The organism is Lactovum odontotermitis, assembly GCF_054658595.1.
Map to the genome: position 1 here is coordinate 1 of NZ_BAAGGQ010000008.1, position 14,326 is coordinate 14,326.

A 14,326-nucleotide genomic window follows, 5' to 3' on the forward strand; every position below is an offset into this window, starting at 1 on the left:
GATTTATAGGCTGAAAATTATACAGTTCAAGGGGTTTAGGGCTTTTCAATAATAATATTCACTTTAAATATATCTTAGAATTGAGAGTTTGACATGAACAAAAATAAGAAAATTGACCAAAATATTGGCGCTGTATTCAATCTGTTGCGTAAATCTAGAAAACTTACCCAGACTGAGGCTGCAAAAGGGGTAATGTCTGCTACAGAGCTTTCAAGTTTTGAAAACGGCAAAGTTATGCCTGGAGCAGATAAAGTTTTCCGCTTACTTTCGAATATTAACGTGACCTTACTTGAGTTTCAGGATGAATATAATACCTATTTGGGGAAGAGCGACATTTTACTTTATGACGACGCTGCAATTTCTAATGCCTACTTTTCACAGGATTTTGGAAAACTTGAGACAATTCTTGAAGAAATAAAAAATCAGATTAAACATGCGCCAGATATCCTAAAGTACAAGTTGGATAAAGGAAAAGTGGAAGCTATTATGGAAGTTATCAATCCTTCTTTTCAAGTTCCTCAAGAAGATAAGGAACTGATCAAAGATTACCTTCTTAGACTTAAGAGCTGGAGGCTGTATGATCTTTTACTTTTTGATCACTGTCTCAACTTTTTTGAGTTTGGCAGTTTTTTGAAAATTATTGATAGATTAACTAAATTTACAGGGAAAAATCTCAATATTCCTAGTGTTAAACGCGCTTTTATTCAGACCTGCCTAACTGCCATTGACACTTGTATCTTACAAAAGTATTACCCTTTAGCTGAAGAGTTAGTGGAATTTCTGACAAATTTTAGAAGTAGTGATTACAACATGTACGAAAATCTGACCCTAAAATATAACAAAGTTAAGCTAGGCTATCTGACTGGGAAGATAAAAAAAAGTTCTGCTTTCAATGAAATGAACAAATGCAGAGATGCTCTCCTTTTTTGTGATTGTCCAAATACGGCAAATTTGATTCAGCGTGAGATTGAAGCTTTGGACAAGCTTGACGTATCTAAACAAGAGCAAACATAATCCAATATGAAAAAAGAAATTCAACCTTAAGGGCAGCTCTAACAAACACAGATTTCGTGATTTTGGCTAAATTTCCCCCACAGTGGTGGGGAAAGCGACCTGTAAGCGGCTGAAGTCGCAACAGCCTGCTTACGAAATCCTGCGTCAGACCTCCTAGACTTACACCTGTAAGCCGTCGTCGGACTTCCTTGACTTTCGTAAATTTGCCATTTCGCCTTGCGACTTTAGTCGCTTAGAGCGAATGGACAGCATCGCGTTTGCGCGTAGATATCTCAAAAGTCACGAAAAGCTGTTTGTTAGAGCTGCCCTTAAAATGAATTCTTCTTGCATTCTTTTATCATTATATTAACCTTGTTATACTCTCCCCACCACGGAACCTTTGAATTTCGACATCCGAGTCCTGAATGTGGAGCAATAATTGACCGAATCTGAAAAGACCATGACTCCTTCCTTTCTGTCCAGCACAATTTAGTATAGTATCAAAAAACTGCCCGCGTGGACAGTTTTAGAAATTTGTACTCAATGTCTGAAATGCCGAACCCCGGTAAACACCATAGTAATCCCGTATTTCTCGCAGGCCTCAATCACCTCCTGGTCACGCACGGAGCCGCCGGGCTGGATGATGAATTTCACGTCGGCTGCGGCGATTTCGTCAATGTTATCCGCAAAAGGGAAAAAGGCATCGGACGCAAGCGCTGCACCGTCTAAGCGGTCCTTGGCCGCCTCCAGCGCGATTTTCACTGAGCCGACGCGGTTGGTCTGGCCTGGGCCGACGCCTAGGGTCTGGTGGTCGTTCGTGATGATGATGCCGTTTGATTTGACGAATTTCACGGATTTCCAGGCGAATTCGAGGGCTTTTTCTTCTTGAGCGGTCGGCTTTTCGCCCGTAACGAGCTGCCAGTTTGCCGGGTCTTCTTTAATCACGTCCTGATTCTGCACGAGTAGACCACCGAGTACGCCTGCGTAGAGCGGCTCAGTCTCAGAGTCTGCTTTCCGGCTGAAATCAACGGTCAAAAGCCGGATGTTCTTCTTTTTGGACAGGATTTCCAGGGCTTCGGCCGAATAGCTCGGCGCGATGATGATTTCGAGGAAGATTTTGCTCATTTTCCCGGCAGTTGTCGCATCGACTTCACGATTCAGCACGATAATACCGCCGAAAATAGAGACGGGGTCGGCCTCATAGGCGTAATCCCAGGCTTGTCCAATCGTCTCTGCCTGGCCGATGCCGCAAGGGTTCATGTGCTTGAGCGCAACGACCGTCGGCGCGTCAAAGTCACGGGCAATCGTGATGGCAGCGTCGGCGTCCCGCACATTGTTGTAGGACAGCTCCTTGCCGTGCAATTGGACAGCCTGTGCAATCGAGTAGTGCGTCGGAAGTGCAGATTCATAGAAATCAGCATTCTGCTGGGGATTCTCGCCGTAGCGCATGGGCTGCTTGAGCTCATAGGTCAGCGTAAGCTTCTCAGGCGTCCCGCCGCCAAACTGCGCCGTCAGATACTGGGCAATCAAGGCGTCATAAGCGGCCGTGTGGCGGAAAACCTTGGCTGCGAGCTTCTGTCGGGTGGACAATGCGGTTTCACCGCTTGCCAGCAACTCGGACAAGACCAGAGCATAGTCACTCGGGTCAACCACAACCGTCACGAACTGGTGATTCTTCGCGGCAGAACGCAACATCGAAGGACCGCCGATGTCAATCTTTTCAATCATCTCCTCCTGAGAACCGCCTGCCAGCAGCGTTTCCCTGAAAGGATAGAGATTCACCACCACAAGCTCAATCGGCTGGATATGATGCTCCTGCATTGCCGTCATGTGCGTGTCAAGGTCACGCCGGCCGAGCAGCGCCCCGTGAATCAGCGGGTGCAGCGTCTTGACCCGTCCGTCCATCATCTCCGGAAAGCCTGTGACATCATCAATCGCGATAGTGTCAATGCCTGCGGCATCAAGCGCAGTCTTTGTCCCGCCGGTTGAGATGATTTCCCAGCCCAGTTCTCTAAGTTTCTGGGCAAGTTCTACGATGCCTGTTTTGTCTGAAACACTGATGAGTGCACGTTTCGTCATTTTTTCTTTTCCTTAATTAATTTTTCGATTACTTTTGGATAAAGCTGATATTCTGCATTGTGAACGGATTGTTCATAATCCGTTAAATTGTCCAAATAAGGGACTTCAGTCTGAGCAATGATTTGGCCAGTGTCCACGCCTTTGTCCACAAAGTGCACGGTAACGCCGAGCCCCTTCTTTGCCTGCCAGCTTTCTTCAATGGCGTGCGGCGAGCCTGCGAAATCGGGCAGATAGGAGGGGTGGATGTTGACGATGCGGCCTTCATAGCTGTCAAGCATCGTCTGTCCGATGATTTTCATGTAGCCGGCTAAAACGACTAAATCAATTTCGTGGTCTCGCAATAGCTTTACCAGCTGGACTTCATAGGCAGTTTTGTCCGGAAACTCTCGGAGTTCAAATGAGACTGCTGGAATGTTCGTCTTTTCGGCACGTTTCAGGACATAGGCGTCACGATGGTCTGAAAAGACAAGTGAAACTTCGACTGGAAACTTTTCTGCAAGTACTTGAAAATTTGAGCCATTTCCCGACGCGAAAACGGCAATTTTCATTGGATTTTTCATTGAATGACGACCGCCTTGTCTTCCGCTGTTTTCGGAATTATCCGGCCGATTTCAAAGGCGCCGAGCTCGGCTTTCACGGCTGCTGCGTTTTCGGGCGAGACCGCCAGCACCATGCCGAGGCCCATGTTGAAGATTTCGTACATTTCGCTGTGCGGGATTTTACCGTATTTTTCCAGCGCCTGGAAAATCGGGAGCACCGGCCAGCTGCCCTCGCGGATTTCGGCCGCCAGATTTTTTCCGAACATTCGGGGCAGATTTTCATGAAAACCTCCGCCTGTAATATGGGCAATGCCGTTGATTTTGTCCGATTTTATGAGCGGAAGCAATTCTTGCACGTAAATTTTCGTCGGAGTCAATAGCTCGTCAATCAATGGCCTGTCCAGCTCCGGCAGGATTTCACTTTTGTCGAAGTCTTTGAAAATTTTGCGTACCAGCGAATAACCGTTCGAGTGGATACCAGATGAAGCAAGGCCCAGCAAGATATCACCGGCCTTAACATTTTTTTCGCCGTCAATCAGGTGTGATTTTTCAGCCATACCGACCGCAAAGCCCGCCAGGTCATAGTCCTCAGCGCCGTACATATCGGGCATCTCGGCCGTTTCACCGCCAATCAGCGCAGCCGCCGACTGAACGCAACCCTCAGCAACGCCCGCCACAACCTGCTCCAGCTTCTCCGGCACGTTTTTCCCCGTGGCGATATAGTCCAGGAAATACAACGGCTCCGCGCCCGCCGCGACGATGTCATTGACACACATGGCCACGCAGTCGATTCCGATCGTATCGTGCTTATCCGCCTCAATCGCCAGCATCAGCTTCGTTCCCACGCCGTCCGTCCCGGAAATCAAGACAGGTTCCTCGATTTTGTTCGCTTTCATGACCGCCGCCAAGTCAAAAGCGCCGCCGAAACCGCCCAGCGCGCCCAAAACACCTAAACGTTCGGTTTTTGCGACATGCTTTTTGATACGGCTCACGACCTCATAGCCAGCTTCGACGTCAACGCCGGATTTTGTGTATGCGTTTTTGGGCATTTGTTATCTCCAAGTATTTTTCTATAGCTTTATCTTAACTGAATGTTTGGAAATATAAAAGCTCCAGTGGGTGAAACTGGAGTTTTTTGCGGGGAATGTTCGGGTTTATGCTGGGGCTGTTTATGAAACGGTTTGAGTGGGAATCTTGTCAGAAACTTTGCGTCAGAGAGCACAGAGCTCTCTTATTACTGCCAGTGTATAGTGAGTGCTGTCATCATCTGTCAGTTTTAGAGGGTGTTTCTCAAGAAAGTAGAATCTCTGGATAAAAGTATTTCACCCATTCTTTGTAGGTATCTTGAGCAGCAAGGCAAGTGTCTCGCAGGTAGCCTTTTTGCGTATTGAACTCGCTCAAACCTCTGTAATAGAAGAGCTTTTTATCATTTTCAATCACAAAAGGCACAATGTTGTTTTTTAAACATTCACGGAATAGAATCAGGCGACCAACACGACCGTTTCCATCCTGAAAAGGATGAATTGTCTCAAAATTGACATGAAACGCCAGCAAATCGTCAAATGTTTTCGTGGAAAGCGAACGATAATCCGTCAGAAGCTTTTGAATGTCCGCTTCGACATTTTCAGGACGGCTCGTCTGAATATCGCCAACCTCATTGGGAATTTTCTTCCAATTGCCAACATTGAAATATGCTTTATGGCTATCACTCGTACCGTCCTTGAGAATTTTGTGAAGTTGCTTGATCATTGTGGAACTCAGCGGCTCATCAATCGTATCCAGCAAATAGTCGAAAGCACGGAAATGGTTGCTCGTCTCAATGATGTCGTCAACCGGCAGCCCGTCCGCGCCAAAACCTACTGTCTGCGTTTCAAAGACATAGCGGGTCTGCTCTTCTGTTAGCTTGCTGCCTTCAATTCGGTTAGAATTGTAACTTAGGCTGATTTGCGTTTTGTGGTATAGACCGCCTTTTAGAGCGTTTTTTCGCTCGGTTTGGAGGGCTTTTTGGATTTTGTTAGTCTTCATATCATCATTCCTCACTATAAATAATACCAGGAAAATAATTCTGTCTAATATCTTTTGCCAAGTCTTTATTCTTTTTTAGAGTTCCAACAGCCTTTCGGATATAATTTATTTTAGTTGTGCCATCATCAAAGACTTCATTGCTTAGAGCTCCAGAAATCTCTCCTTTCAAACTGCAGATAGTCAAACAGAATTTATATTCTTTCAAATCATCGTTCTCTTGGGGCTTAAACTTTTGAGTAATCTCTCTAGAAATCGATTCAAACCTTTTTTCTGTAAATAAACTTAGAAAGTTTTCTTTCAAGTCCGCTAAACTTTCTCCCTGAAGTTTTTCTTTCGAAAGTTTCTCTTCCAGCCTCTTCTTCACAGCCTGAGTAATTATTCTTTTTTGGTTTTTCCTCACACAGTCAATAAGTCCTTGTCTAAAATTTTGAATAAGACTTCCATCATCATCAGGAAACGCACTTTTAATCGTTTCATCTAAAATTTCGGGCAGAAAAAATGCCATCTCAACTTCGTTAATTGACTCAATGACAAAAACTTGTTCATCTTTAAGTCTTTGAATTTCATCATCACTTCGTAAGTCATAATCTATGATGCCGATAGCCGCATTTTGGAACAGCTTCTGTTTATTCGCATTATATGTCTTTGTGCAATGCCGGACACTCTCACAGCCTCCCACAGGATAAACTGTGTACTCTTTACCAAAAAGAATTTCATACAGTTGATAATCAAGTGATTTATTATCTTCTCCCTCACAAAACATCACACGTTTTTTATTACCCAGCAATGAAACTAACAAATTAGCCGGTAGATCCGCATCTTCAACTAATTCAATGTCCCAAGAGTCATTCTCCATATTGGAAGACTTCAACCAAAATAAAGAAGAATTTGAACGAGAATTGATAAACTCTACATTGTGAGTAACATAAATGAACTGGCAATCACTTCGTTTTTGCTCAAGTAAGTCCCAGAGTTTATCTGAAATATTCGGATTCAAGAATGTCTCAGGTTCATCAACAATTATATAAGAATTTTTCTTGGCAAATAGAACATACAATATGAAATAAATTGCTACTTTTTCTCCATCTGACATCCCATTAAGAGTATACTCATGTTTATCACGTATCGGTGTTAATACTCTCGAAGATGTTTCCATATGGAAAGTAATTCCAGTAAACACCTGCTGGAATATTTCTTTAAAACTATCAAAACTAGTGTATGGAACCTTTTGAGTGTTACCTGGTATGGCTTTTTCTTTATACTCAACAGATTTTTGAGTTTCCTCATTTATCATTGCCACGATTAAGTCCAATAATAAAGTGCTCAGTCCCTCTGGGACATTAGCTCTTATCTCTTGGTTTTTCAACTCAATCCTAGTCTGTTTTTGTTGAATTGTTTCAGGCGTAGAACTATTTGAAGCGTAATTGTTTCCAAAAAATAATACTTTCTGCGCAGGAATTGCCACGATACTGTCAAACAATCCTTTTTTTGTCAAGTATTCGGCAAAACTAGATTTCCCAGATCCATTTGCTCCAACTAATACAATATTACCTTCACTAGCTTTGGCTATCGGTTCTAATTGAATCAGGGTATTAATTGAAGTGGACAAAGAGCTCAATTGACTTCTAACCCCTCTCTCAAAAGCTTCTTGCATACTACTATTAGCCCTACTATCATCGTTTAGATAGGGCACATTTAGCGGCATTAGCTTATCAATCAGCACTTTATATTGGACCGAATAGTTTTTTAAATCCGAATTTTTAAGCCCATTAAGCTGGTTATTGATTCCCACCTGTTCCGATTCATCATAGTTTGCACCATTTAACGACTTTAACCGTTTAAATAGAGTTTCCAGTTTACATCTCATATTACACTTTTCCCAACATTTTTTTAACTTCTTTGGCTATTTCCTCAATAGTATTTCGGATTACTCTCCTAAAATCCCCTTAATCACATATGCCATATTCGTATAAGGATTCTCCCTAAGATTCACCTCATTCAGCACCTGGAAGCCCTCTGCATTTTCATCGCGTCAGGCAACTTTTCAATCATCTGCTTCAACTGCCTTCATCAGCCTTGACATAAATCTCGCCTAGTTCCGCGCCTAGTGCTTTCTCCAACTCATTTTGTGACTTCCTCCTGGAAACTTTTTGAAAATGCAAAAATACTGCGATTGAATTCATCACTGCTATTTTCAGAAATCGGATAATCCGAATGGTATTTGCTCATGCTTTAAATTATATAACTTTTTTAAGAAATAGTCTATCTCTTATGAACTCACCTACGATTTGTGATTGTTTAATTGCTTGTGCTCAAAAAACCTGCCAGATGACAGAGTTCCCAATTTTCTACCAAAATAGGCCTAGAAATCACTCTCAAAGCTTGTGAAGCCACATTCTGATATTCGAAAATGCGTGCTTTTTGAGGGTCTTTCTCATCAATTTTGTTAATTAGGACGCTTGAGTTCGGATAGGTATAAATGTTATCAGGATCGTTGTACTGATATGAATCATATTTCTTTCGAGCCATTACACAATCCCTAAAGCTATTGCTTCTTCACGGAGACGAAGAACATCGCTGACTTCCGGCTGCCAACCTTCAATCATATTTGTACTATCGCTGATAAATATCCCCGCGCTTGCCAACCGCAATCCCCAAAATAAGCAATTCATCATCAAGAATTTGAACAATCAGACGATATTTGCCCACACGATAACGCCAAAGTCCGCGCTTATCCCCCTGCAGCGCCTTACCGAAAAGACGGGGCTGCTCCGTCCCGTCAATATTCTTTTCTAAGTAATCAAGAATCAGCATTTTTACAGGCTTGTCCAGCTTCAAGAACTGCTTTTCTGCCGTGTTGTTGAACTTGAACTTATAAGCCATATTTTTCTCGCATTTCTGAAATAGAGAGTCTTGTTCCGTCATCCTCTCTCAAAGAGCGCTCCGCCAGCTGCAAGTCAAAATCATCCTCAATTTGCGCTTCAAGGGCTTCTTTGAGCATCGTCGACAGTGATTTCCCGTGTAAATCGGCGAATTGTTTCATTACTTTATATTCTGCATCGTTTAGTCTTACAGATGTTACAGTCATTTTAGCTTCCTCCCGACTACTTATGTAGGTTTATTTTACTACATTTGTAGGTTGACGTCAAGTTTTCGGCCTTAGTCCTTTTTCTGAAATCTCAGTTCTTCACGTAACGCTCCGAATTTCCGCCGCTAATTTCTCATTGTCAAAACGAATAGAGTTTCCTTCAAAAAATCCTAGGGGAATCAAATTCCTAGGATTTTGAAATAATAGACACAACCGAGCTCTCATCCAGCTCCCCATCAGCAATCTTCTCCATCACCACCCCGCTCTGCCAAAAACAAATCAAAGTCACTGGCAAATAATCTGTCCTGTATCATACGATACTTTTCAAATTCAGATTCTGCTTTCGCCTTGGCAATCTCAGCAGTAACTTTTCCCGCATCTTGCAGGATTTCCCGGTCAGCTGCTTCGATAAAACGATTAAGTCTGGTTTCCCAGTCGGCCATTGTCATAGGGATGTGGCGTTCAGCTTGAGCTTCTGCCAAATCTAGGTAGGCTGAAACCAGACGATTGAGTTGAAAACTCTCTTTTTCTGTCAAATAGTTTTTCGCTATAGACACATCAAACTTTTGAATTTTTCCATTTGGCGCATCTTCCCAGGTGGTCAGCCCCATGTAGTCTTTCTCACTGTCTGCACGGTCATAAACAATCTCAGCAGCAGTGTTCCCAGTAATAGCCCAATGTAATTTGTTCTGAACAGTCGCAAAAAAACGTTGTGTGGCTTGAGCTGTCTTATCATAGTCAACCGAAGTCTGATAAATATCTGTGATTTTTTGATAGAACTTGCGCTCTGACAGACGAATTTCACGAACCCGTTCAAGCTGCTCTTCAAAATACCTCTTCGTCAAAATACTACCATCATTTTTTAGTCGTTCATCATCCATTACGTAGGCTTTTATCGTAAATTCTTCAACGACGTCCGTTGCCCATTTCCGGAACTGGACTGCTTTTTCTGAATTAACTTTGTAGCCAACTGCAATAATCGCCTTGAGATTATAGTGCTTAGTATTGTAGTTTTTACCGTCCTTTGCAGTTATTCGAAATTTTCGAGTAACTGAATTTTCGTCCAACTCAGTATCTGAAAATATTTTTTTTAAATGATAATTAATAGTATGCGATTCAACATCATATAAAACTCCCATCATTTTCTGTGTCAGCCAAACATTCTCGTCCGCAAAAACAACTTCTACCCCGTCATCCCCAGTTGCTCCTATGTATGTTAAATACTCTGCAACAGAAGAACGAATAATCGAAATTTCATTTTTATCTTTCTTTTTCATTTTCACTCCAATTCCTTTCTTTGAAAAGCGCTATCCATAAACTTTTGACCGATTTCTCAAAACAGTCACTTTCTTCTTTTTTATCAAAACGGGAGAGGATATTGTCAATACTCACGTCTAAAAGCCCGTTATTGTCGGCTTCTTTCCTAAACTCCCGGCTGGCGTCAAGGAAGAATGTGTCTGTATCAGGCTTGTTTTTCGCAGGTATCAGGATACAGCTCGCAATGCCGGCACCGAAGAAAAGATTTGCTGACAGCTGAATCACAGCTTCTACCAAGGACTTGCGAATTCTTACTCTGCCCCCGCGATAGAAAACCCTAGAAATGCTGCAGTAGCCGCGGTATTGTCTGCTAAACCTGTTATATTCATATTTTAACACAAGTAAATATATTCTGAGCCAACAAGATTAATAGCACATCACTACCAAGCCTGTCCCATGTTTCAATCCACGACGAGATTTTCTTCATATGCTTTTTTCGCTCTGTATATTCAGATAGTCCCGGAATATCCTTAGTGAACTCGCATTCAGATTATTTACTTTTCAAAAGTAAATAAGAATTCGCTCAGCATCGCCCTGCGGCTGATAAATAATGATTTCTGCCTGATTTTCTCTTGTAAAACGCCTCTTACTATATAATACGTTTTTTATTCGGATTTGTTTCAGTTTCTATTTCAAAAAGAGAAAATATCCTTTCTCCCCCATCGCTCTGGCTGTCATTGCTGGTTCCTTGGGAAGAAAGTTGAAGCTCATTTTTTGGGTAATGAAAAATCATCTGCGGGGGCAAGCGCTTTTGGTACATGGCTGAAAACAGCTCGCTCTTCCCATTCTCTCATTTTGTTCAAACTTTATACTTGACATTATATTATATTTAATATAGTATTATATTACAATCAAAAACAAAAGAGGTTTTATGTTCAATTGGATATTTAGAGTCATCAAAGGCATGATTATTGCCCTGGGCTTCATTCTGCCGGGTGTCTCCGGCGGTGTGCTGGCAGCCATCATGGGGATTTACGAGCGGCTGCTGAGTTTTCTAGCGCATATTCGGCGGGATTTCAAGGGTAATTTTCTGTATTTTCTGCCGGTCGGAATCGGCGGTATCCTCGGCCTGGTATTGCTGTCACGGCCGCTGGATTATTTGCTGACGCATTTTCAGGTGATTGTGCTCTGGGGTTTCGCGGGGGCGATTTTGGGCTCATTGCCGGCGCTTTTCAGGGAGTCCACTGAAAAATCAAGGCGCGACAAGACGGATGCTTTCTGGCTTGTTGGTACTTTCCTGGTTTCACTAGTGGTTCTCTATATGCTGCCGGCCATCGGTCTGACGATTCCTGCCAATTTCGCTGGCTTCGTGTTGGCCGGTGTGCTGATTGCGCTTGGTGTCCTGGTGCCTGGACTGTCGCCGTCTAATTTGCTGATTATTCTGGGTTTGTTTACGCCGATGCTCAATGGTTTCCAGAATCGTGATTTGCTGGGGGTTTTCCTGCCGATTGTGATTGGCGGTGTGATTGCACTTCTGGCTTTCTCGAAGTTGATGGAGCGGTTGCTGTTGCGTTATCATTCTCGGGTTTACCATTTTATTATCGGACTTGTTCTGTCAAGTACGGTGCTCATCTTGGTGCCGAGCAAGTCTGCCGAGTCTATTTCTTATGCAGGTTTTACTCTTGGTACTGGCCTATTGTCCCTCGTCTTCTTTATGTTGGGGCTGATTCTGGGCTTTTGGATGACGATGTTAGAGAAAAAATATAAATAGGGAGGTATAAATATGGAAATACAAATTCCGACAGCTTTGCTGGATGGCGTGGTGCTTATGCTGGTCAGCCGGGAGGATATGTACGGCTACGCTTTGACGCAGACGGTTCAGAGAAATTTCCCGATTAGTGAGTCGACGCTTTATCCGGTGTTGAGGCGTCTTAAGAAGGATGGCGATTTGGAGACGCATGATGAGCCGTTTGAGGGGCGGATGCGCCGTTATTACCGGATTACTGAAGTCGGGAAACTGCAGCTGCAGAAGATTTCTGCGGACTGGGAGATTTTCAAGAGTGTTATTGACGAATGTTTGGGAGGGAGCAATTTATGAATAATTATTTGAATGATGTCAGAAAGCATCTTGCAGGGATTCCGGCTGAAGATGTCAATGATTTGCTGGAATATTATGAAGAGTATTTCTACGATGCAGGGATGACGGATGCTGACGCTTATACAAAGTACGGCCAGCCGAAGAAGTTTGCGCAGTTTCTGCGGATGAATTATTTGCTGAATCAGGATGATGCTAGACTGCGCGAGACCAAGCCGAAGCATCGTTTGCAGCTGGTCTGGATGGTTGTTCTGGGCTTGTTTGCCTCGCCGATTCTGCTGCCGCTGGCAATTGGCGCTGCGGCGGTAATCTTCTGCTTGCTGCTTGCCTTTCTGGCGATTGTTTTCAGCGCTTATGTGGTCGTGTTCGCGCTGATTGCGGCTGGTCTTGCGTCAGCGGTTGTTGGTTCTTTCGTGCTGCTGGAAAATCCTGCAACTTCCTTTGTTTCGATGGGCTGCGGCCTGGCAGCGCTTGGCATCGGCCTAATTCTGGCGCCGTTTCTTCTGCGCTTTACCCGCTTGCTTTTCAGCCTTTTCATGCGATTTGTCAAGTGGCTGGGCAGAAAACTTGTCAGACCTAAAAGCTCAAGAATGAAAGGAAGTTTATCATGAAATTTTTCAGGACTAGAAATTTAGTGCTGACTGGCGCGGTTCTCGCAGTTGTCGGTGCCATTCTGCTCATTGGCGGCTTTGCCATGGGAGGGTTTAAAAATTCTATCGGCTTTGAAGACGGAAGATTTCAGGTCGTCAAAAATGAAAGCACGACTCAGACAAGAATGTTAAGTTCAGACATTAAAAAACTCTTTATTGATACGAACGCCCTCCAAATCTCGATTAAAGTCGGTAAAGAGTTCTCTGTCAAGAGTCAGCTCATCGGTCGTGAGCTCACTGTCACCCGTCCAAAAGAAGGGGATGCAGCGATTATTTCAACGACAAGCGATATCGGCATACAGCTTTTCTCTTTTGGTTTCAAAAATGATGAGAGCCTCGTCATCACTGTGCCGGACAAAAAGCAGCTCAGAGAACTTCGTCTTTCGCTTGACGCAAGCAATGTCGATGTAGATGACCTGGAGCTGTTAGAGCTGTCAGGAAAATTGGCTGCTTCAAATTTATCTTCAAACAATTTGTCCGTAAATTCTATCAATTTTAAGGATGTCGAGGCTTCACAGCTCAATTTTAACGGTCTGAAGCTGGAAAAGGGCGGGAATATCAAGATGGAAGCCAGTTCCCTGGCCGTTCGGAACAGCCAGCTTCCAAAATTGGCAGCCGAAGGCGAGGCGTCCTATCTGAAAATCAACGGGAAGCATATAGATTTGCCCTACTTACTCGCCGACACGCTTGGTATCCCCGGTTTCTTGTACATCAACATGGAAGCTTCAGGCACAACAATCGAAGATTGACACACTGTCCAAAATTTCCAGACAAAAAAGCTGAGTTTTTGAAAACGAATACGTTATAATAAGGTATGAGACAAATCGAAAAAATTCTTCAGGAAATTTCAGCTGAAGAAAACCTGAACTACCAGTCATTCGCGGATGGCTGGATTTTGCGTGTCGGCGAGAAATTCGTCAGCGGCTACCAGTTTGCCGTCAACAATGCCGCTGCAAGCCGCCTTTGCGATGACAAATCGGCCACCTACGAGTGTCTGAAAGATGCCGAAATCGCAGCCATTCCCCACTACTTCTTCATGGAAATGGACAAGGCGCGTCTAGCCCAAATCCGCTCAGCCAACGGCGACCTCGTGCTCAAGCCGAACAACTCGACAGGCGGCGAAGATGTCGTCCGAGCCTCAAGCATCGAAGAAGTCTTCAGCGAAGCCGGGAAAATCCTCTCCAAGTCCGATTTTCTGGCAGTTTCTCCCTATTATTCTTTTGAAAATGAATACCGCCTCATCGTGCTCAACGGCGAAGTCCAAATCTGCTACCGCAAAAAAATCCAGTCAGGCTGGAAACACAACCTAGGGCTCGGCGCGCAAGCGACTATTATTGAGCCTGACGAAAAACTAGCTGACCTCGCTCTTAAAACAGCCGCTGCACTGAACATCTGCTTTGCCTCAGTCGACATCGCCGAATGCGCCAGCGAAGGTCTGAAAGTCCTGGAAGTCAATTCCGGCGTGATGATGGAGTATTTTTCTGAACAATCTGATGAAAATTATCAAATCGCGAAAGAAATCTATCGCAAGGCAGTCAAAATTATGGAAACACAGGATTGTTAGACAGACTCTTTTACATTGTAGTGAAACAATTTCCGA

Annotated in this window: 17 protein-coding genes; 6 read left to right on the top strand and 11 right to left on the bottom strand. The window is 43.8% G+C overall.

The window, feature by feature from the left end:
- The first annotated feature begins 93 nt into the window (after positions 1-93).
- Complete coding sequence (locus ACYQ2E_RS05655) at positions 94-1,014, top strand: Rgg/GadR/MutR family transcriptional regulator (RefSeq protein ID WP_460017105.1); 921 nt, start codon at positions 94-96, stop codon at positions 1,012-1,014.
- 519 nt (positions 1,015-1,533) lie between these two features.
- Here the strand turns inward: ACYQ2E_RS05655 and purH are convergent.
- The 11 genes from purH to ACYQ2E_RS05710 all read right to left on the bottom strand — a co-directional run bounded on the left by purH (position 1,534) and on the right by ACYQ2E_RS05710 (position 10,278).
- Complete coding sequence (gene purH / locus ACYQ2E_RS05660) at positions 1,534-3,072, bottom strand: bifunctional phosphoribosylaminoimidazolecarboxamide formyltransferase/IMP cyclohydrolase (RefSeq protein ID WP_460017106.1); 1,539 nt, start codon at positions 3,070-3,072, stop codon at positions 1,534-1,536.
- Positions 3,069-3,620 (bottom strand): phosphoribosylglycinamide formyltransferase, encoded by a 552-nt coding sequence (gene purN, locus ACYQ2E_RS05665; protein WP_460017194.1) that lies wholly within the window; start codon positions 3,618-3,620, stop codon positions 3,069-3,071. The genes purH and purN overlap by 4 nt, the downstream gene beginning before the upstream one ends.
- Before the next feature lie 8 nt (positions 3,621-3,628).
- Complete coding sequence (gene purM, locus ACYQ2E_RS05670) at positions 3,629-4,660, bottom strand: phosphoribosylformylglycinamidine cyclo-ligase (RefSeq protein ID WP_460017107.1); 1,032 nt, start codon at positions 4,658-4,660, stop codon at positions 3,629-3,631.
- A gap of 241 nt (positions 4,661-4,901) precedes the next feature.
- Entirely contained in the window at positions 4,902-5,636 is a 735-nt protein-coding gene (locus tag ACYQ2E_RS05675; protein WP_460017108.1) for a Fic family protein, read from the bottom strand.
- A gap of 4 nt (positions 5,637-5,640) precedes the next feature.
- Positions 5,641-7,503, bottom strand: coding sequence for an AAA family ATPase (locus ACYQ2E_RS05680; RefSeq protein ID WP_460017109.1), 1,863 nt, complete (start codon positions 7,501-7,503; stop codon positions 5,641-5,643).
- A gap of 190 nt (positions 7,504-7,693) precedes the next feature.
- On the bottom strand, positions 7,694-7,819 hold the full coding sequence (locus ACYQ2E_RS05685; RefSeq protein ID WP_460017110.1) for a hypothetical protein: 126 nt from the start codon (positions 7,817-7,819) through the stop codon (positions 7,694-7,696).
- 115 nt (positions 7,820-7,934) lie between these two features.
- Positions 7,935-8,165 carry a hypothetical protein gene (locus ACYQ2E_RS05690; protein ID WP_460017111.1) on the bottom strand — a complete coding sequence of 77 codons (231 nt, stop codon included), beginning with the start codon at positions 8,163-8,165 and terminating at the stop codon, positions 7,935-7,937.
- An 84-nt stretch (positions 8,166-8,249) separates the two neighbouring features.
- The gene (locus ACYQ2E_RS05695) at positions 8,250-8,519 is read right to left on the bottom strand and encodes a type II toxin-antitoxin system RelE family toxin (RefSeq protein WP_460017112.1); all 270 of its coding nucleotides are present in this window, start codon (positions 8,517-8,519) and stop codon (positions 8,250-8,252) included.
- On the bottom strand, positions 8,509-8,724 hold the full coding sequence (gene relB, locus ACYQ2E_RS05700; protein ID WP_460017113.1) for a type II toxin-antitoxin system RelB family antitoxin: 216 nt from the start codon (positions 8,722-8,724) through the stop codon (positions 8,509-8,511). Before relB ends, ACYQ2E_RS05695 begins: the two co-directional genes overlap by 11 nt.
- Before the next feature lie 236 nt (positions 8,725-8,960).
- Positions 8,961-10,001, bottom strand: a complete 1,041-nt coding sequence (locus ACYQ2E_RS05705) for a virulence RhuM family protein (protein WP_460017114.1) — start codon at positions 9,999-10,001, stop codon at positions 8,961-8,963.
- Positions 9,985-10,278, bottom strand: coding sequence for an N-6 DNA methylase (locus ACYQ2E_RS05710; RefSeq protein ID WP_460017115.1), 294 nt, complete (start codon positions 10,276-10,278; stop codon positions 9,985-9,987). The genes ACYQ2E_RS05705 and ACYQ2E_RS05710 overlap by 17 nt, the downstream gene beginning before the upstream one ends.
- A gap of 634 nt (positions 10,279-10,912) precedes the next feature.
- Between ACYQ2E_RS05710 and ACYQ2E_RS05715 the strand changes: the two genes are divergently transcribed.
- The 5 genes from ACYQ2E_RS05715 to ACYQ2E_RS05735 all read left to right on the top strand — a co-directional run bounded on the left by ACYQ2E_RS05715 (position 10,913) and on the right by ACYQ2E_RS05735 (position 14,290).
- Complete coding sequence (locus tag ACYQ2E_RS05715) at positions 10,913-11,752, top strand: DUF368 domain-containing protein (RefSeq protein WP_460017116.1); 840 nt, start codon at positions 10,913-10,915, stop codon at positions 11,750-11,752.
- Positions 11,753-11,764: 12 nt separating this feature from the next.
- The gene (locus ACYQ2E_RS05720; protein ID WP_460017117.1) at positions 11,765-12,079 is read left to right on the top strand and encodes a PadR family transcriptional regulator; all 315 of its coding nucleotides are present in this window, start codon (positions 11,765-11,767) and stop codon (positions 12,077-12,079) included.
- Positions 12,076-12,687, top strand: a complete 612-nt coding sequence (locus tag ACYQ2E_RS05725; protein ID WP_460017118.1) for a DUF1700 domain-containing protein — start codon at positions 12,076-12,078, stop codon at positions 12,685-12,687. Before ACYQ2E_RS05720 ends, ACYQ2E_RS05725 begins: the two co-directional genes overlap by 4 nt.
- Positions 12,684-13,475, top strand: coding sequence for a DUF4097 family beta strand repeat-containing protein (locus ACYQ2E_RS05730; RefSeq protein ID WP_460017119.1), 792 nt, complete (start codon positions 12,684-12,686; stop codon positions 13,473-13,475). The genes ACYQ2E_RS05725 and ACYQ2E_RS05730 overlap by 4 nt, the downstream gene beginning before the upstream one ends.
- A gap of 65 nt (positions 13,476-13,540) precedes the next feature.
- On the top strand, positions 13,541-14,290 hold the full coding sequence (locus tag ACYQ2E_RS05735) for an ATP-grasp domain-containing protein (RefSeq protein ID WP_460017120.1): 750 nt from the start codon (positions 13,541-13,543) through the stop codon (positions 14,288-14,290).
- Positions 14,291-14,326: the final 36 nt, after the last annotated feature.

Coding starts and splice junctions, on each gene's coding strand:
- ACYQ2E_RS05655 (WP_460017105.1), top strand. CDS start 94: ATGAACAAAAATAAGAAAATTGACCAAAATATTGGCGCTGTATTCAAT.
- purH (WP_460017106.1), bottom strand. CDS start 3,072: ATGACGAAACGTGCACTCATCAGTGTTTCAGACAAAACAGGCATCGTA.
- purN (WP_460017194.1), bottom strand. CDS start 3,620: ATGAAAATTGCCGTTTTCGCGTCGGGAAATGGCTCAAATTTTCAAGTA.
- purM (WP_460017107.1), bottom strand. CDS start 4,660: ATGCCCAAAAACGCATACACAAAATCCGGCGTTGACGTCGAAGCTGGC.
- ACYQ2E_RS05675 (WP_460017108.1), bottom strand. CDS start 5,636: ATGAAGACTAACAAAATCCAAAAAGCCCTCCAAACCGAGCGAAAAAAC.
- ACYQ2E_RS05680 (WP_460017109.1), bottom strand. CDS start 7,503: ATGAGATGTAAACTGGAAACTCTATTTAAACGGTTAAAGTCGTTAAAT.
- ACYQ2E_RS05685 (WP_460017110.1), bottom strand. CDS start 7,819: ATGAATTCAATCGCAGTATTTTTGCATTTTCAAAAAGTTTCCAGGAGG.
- ACYQ2E_RS05690 (WP_460017111.1), bottom strand. CDS start 8,165: ATGGCTCGAAAGAAATATGATTCATATCAGTACAACGATCCTGATAAC.
- ACYQ2E_RS05695 (WP_460017112.1), bottom strand. CDS start 8,519: ATGGCTTATAAGTTCAAGTTCAACAACACGGCAGAAAAGCAGTTCTTG.
- relB (WP_460017113.1), bottom strand. CDS start 8,724: ATGACTGTAACATCTGTAAGACTAAACGATGCAGAATATAAAGTAATG.
- ACYQ2E_RS05705 (WP_460017114.1), bottom strand. CDS start 10,001: ATGAAAAAGAAAGATAAAAATGAAATTTCGATTATTCGTTCTTCTGTT.
- ACYQ2E_RS05715 (WP_460017116.1), top strand. CDS start 10,913: ATGTTCAATTGGATATTTAGAGTCATCAAAGGCATGATTATTGCCCTG.
- ACYQ2E_RS05720 (WP_460017117.1), top strand. CDS start 11,765: ATGGAAATACAAATTCCGACAGCTTTGCTGGATGGCGTGGTGCTTATG.
- ACYQ2E_RS05725 (WP_460017118.1), top strand. CDS start 12,076: ATGAATAATTATTTGAATGATGTCAGAAAGCATCTTGCAGGGATTCCG.
- ACYQ2E_RS05730 (WP_460017119.1), top strand. CDS start 12,684: ATGAAATTTTTCAGGACTAGAAATTTAGTGCTGACTGGCGCGGTTCTC.
- ACYQ2E_RS05735 (WP_460017120.1), top strand. CDS start 13,541: ATGAGACAAATCGAAAAAATTCTTCAGGAAATTTCAGCTGAAGAAAAC.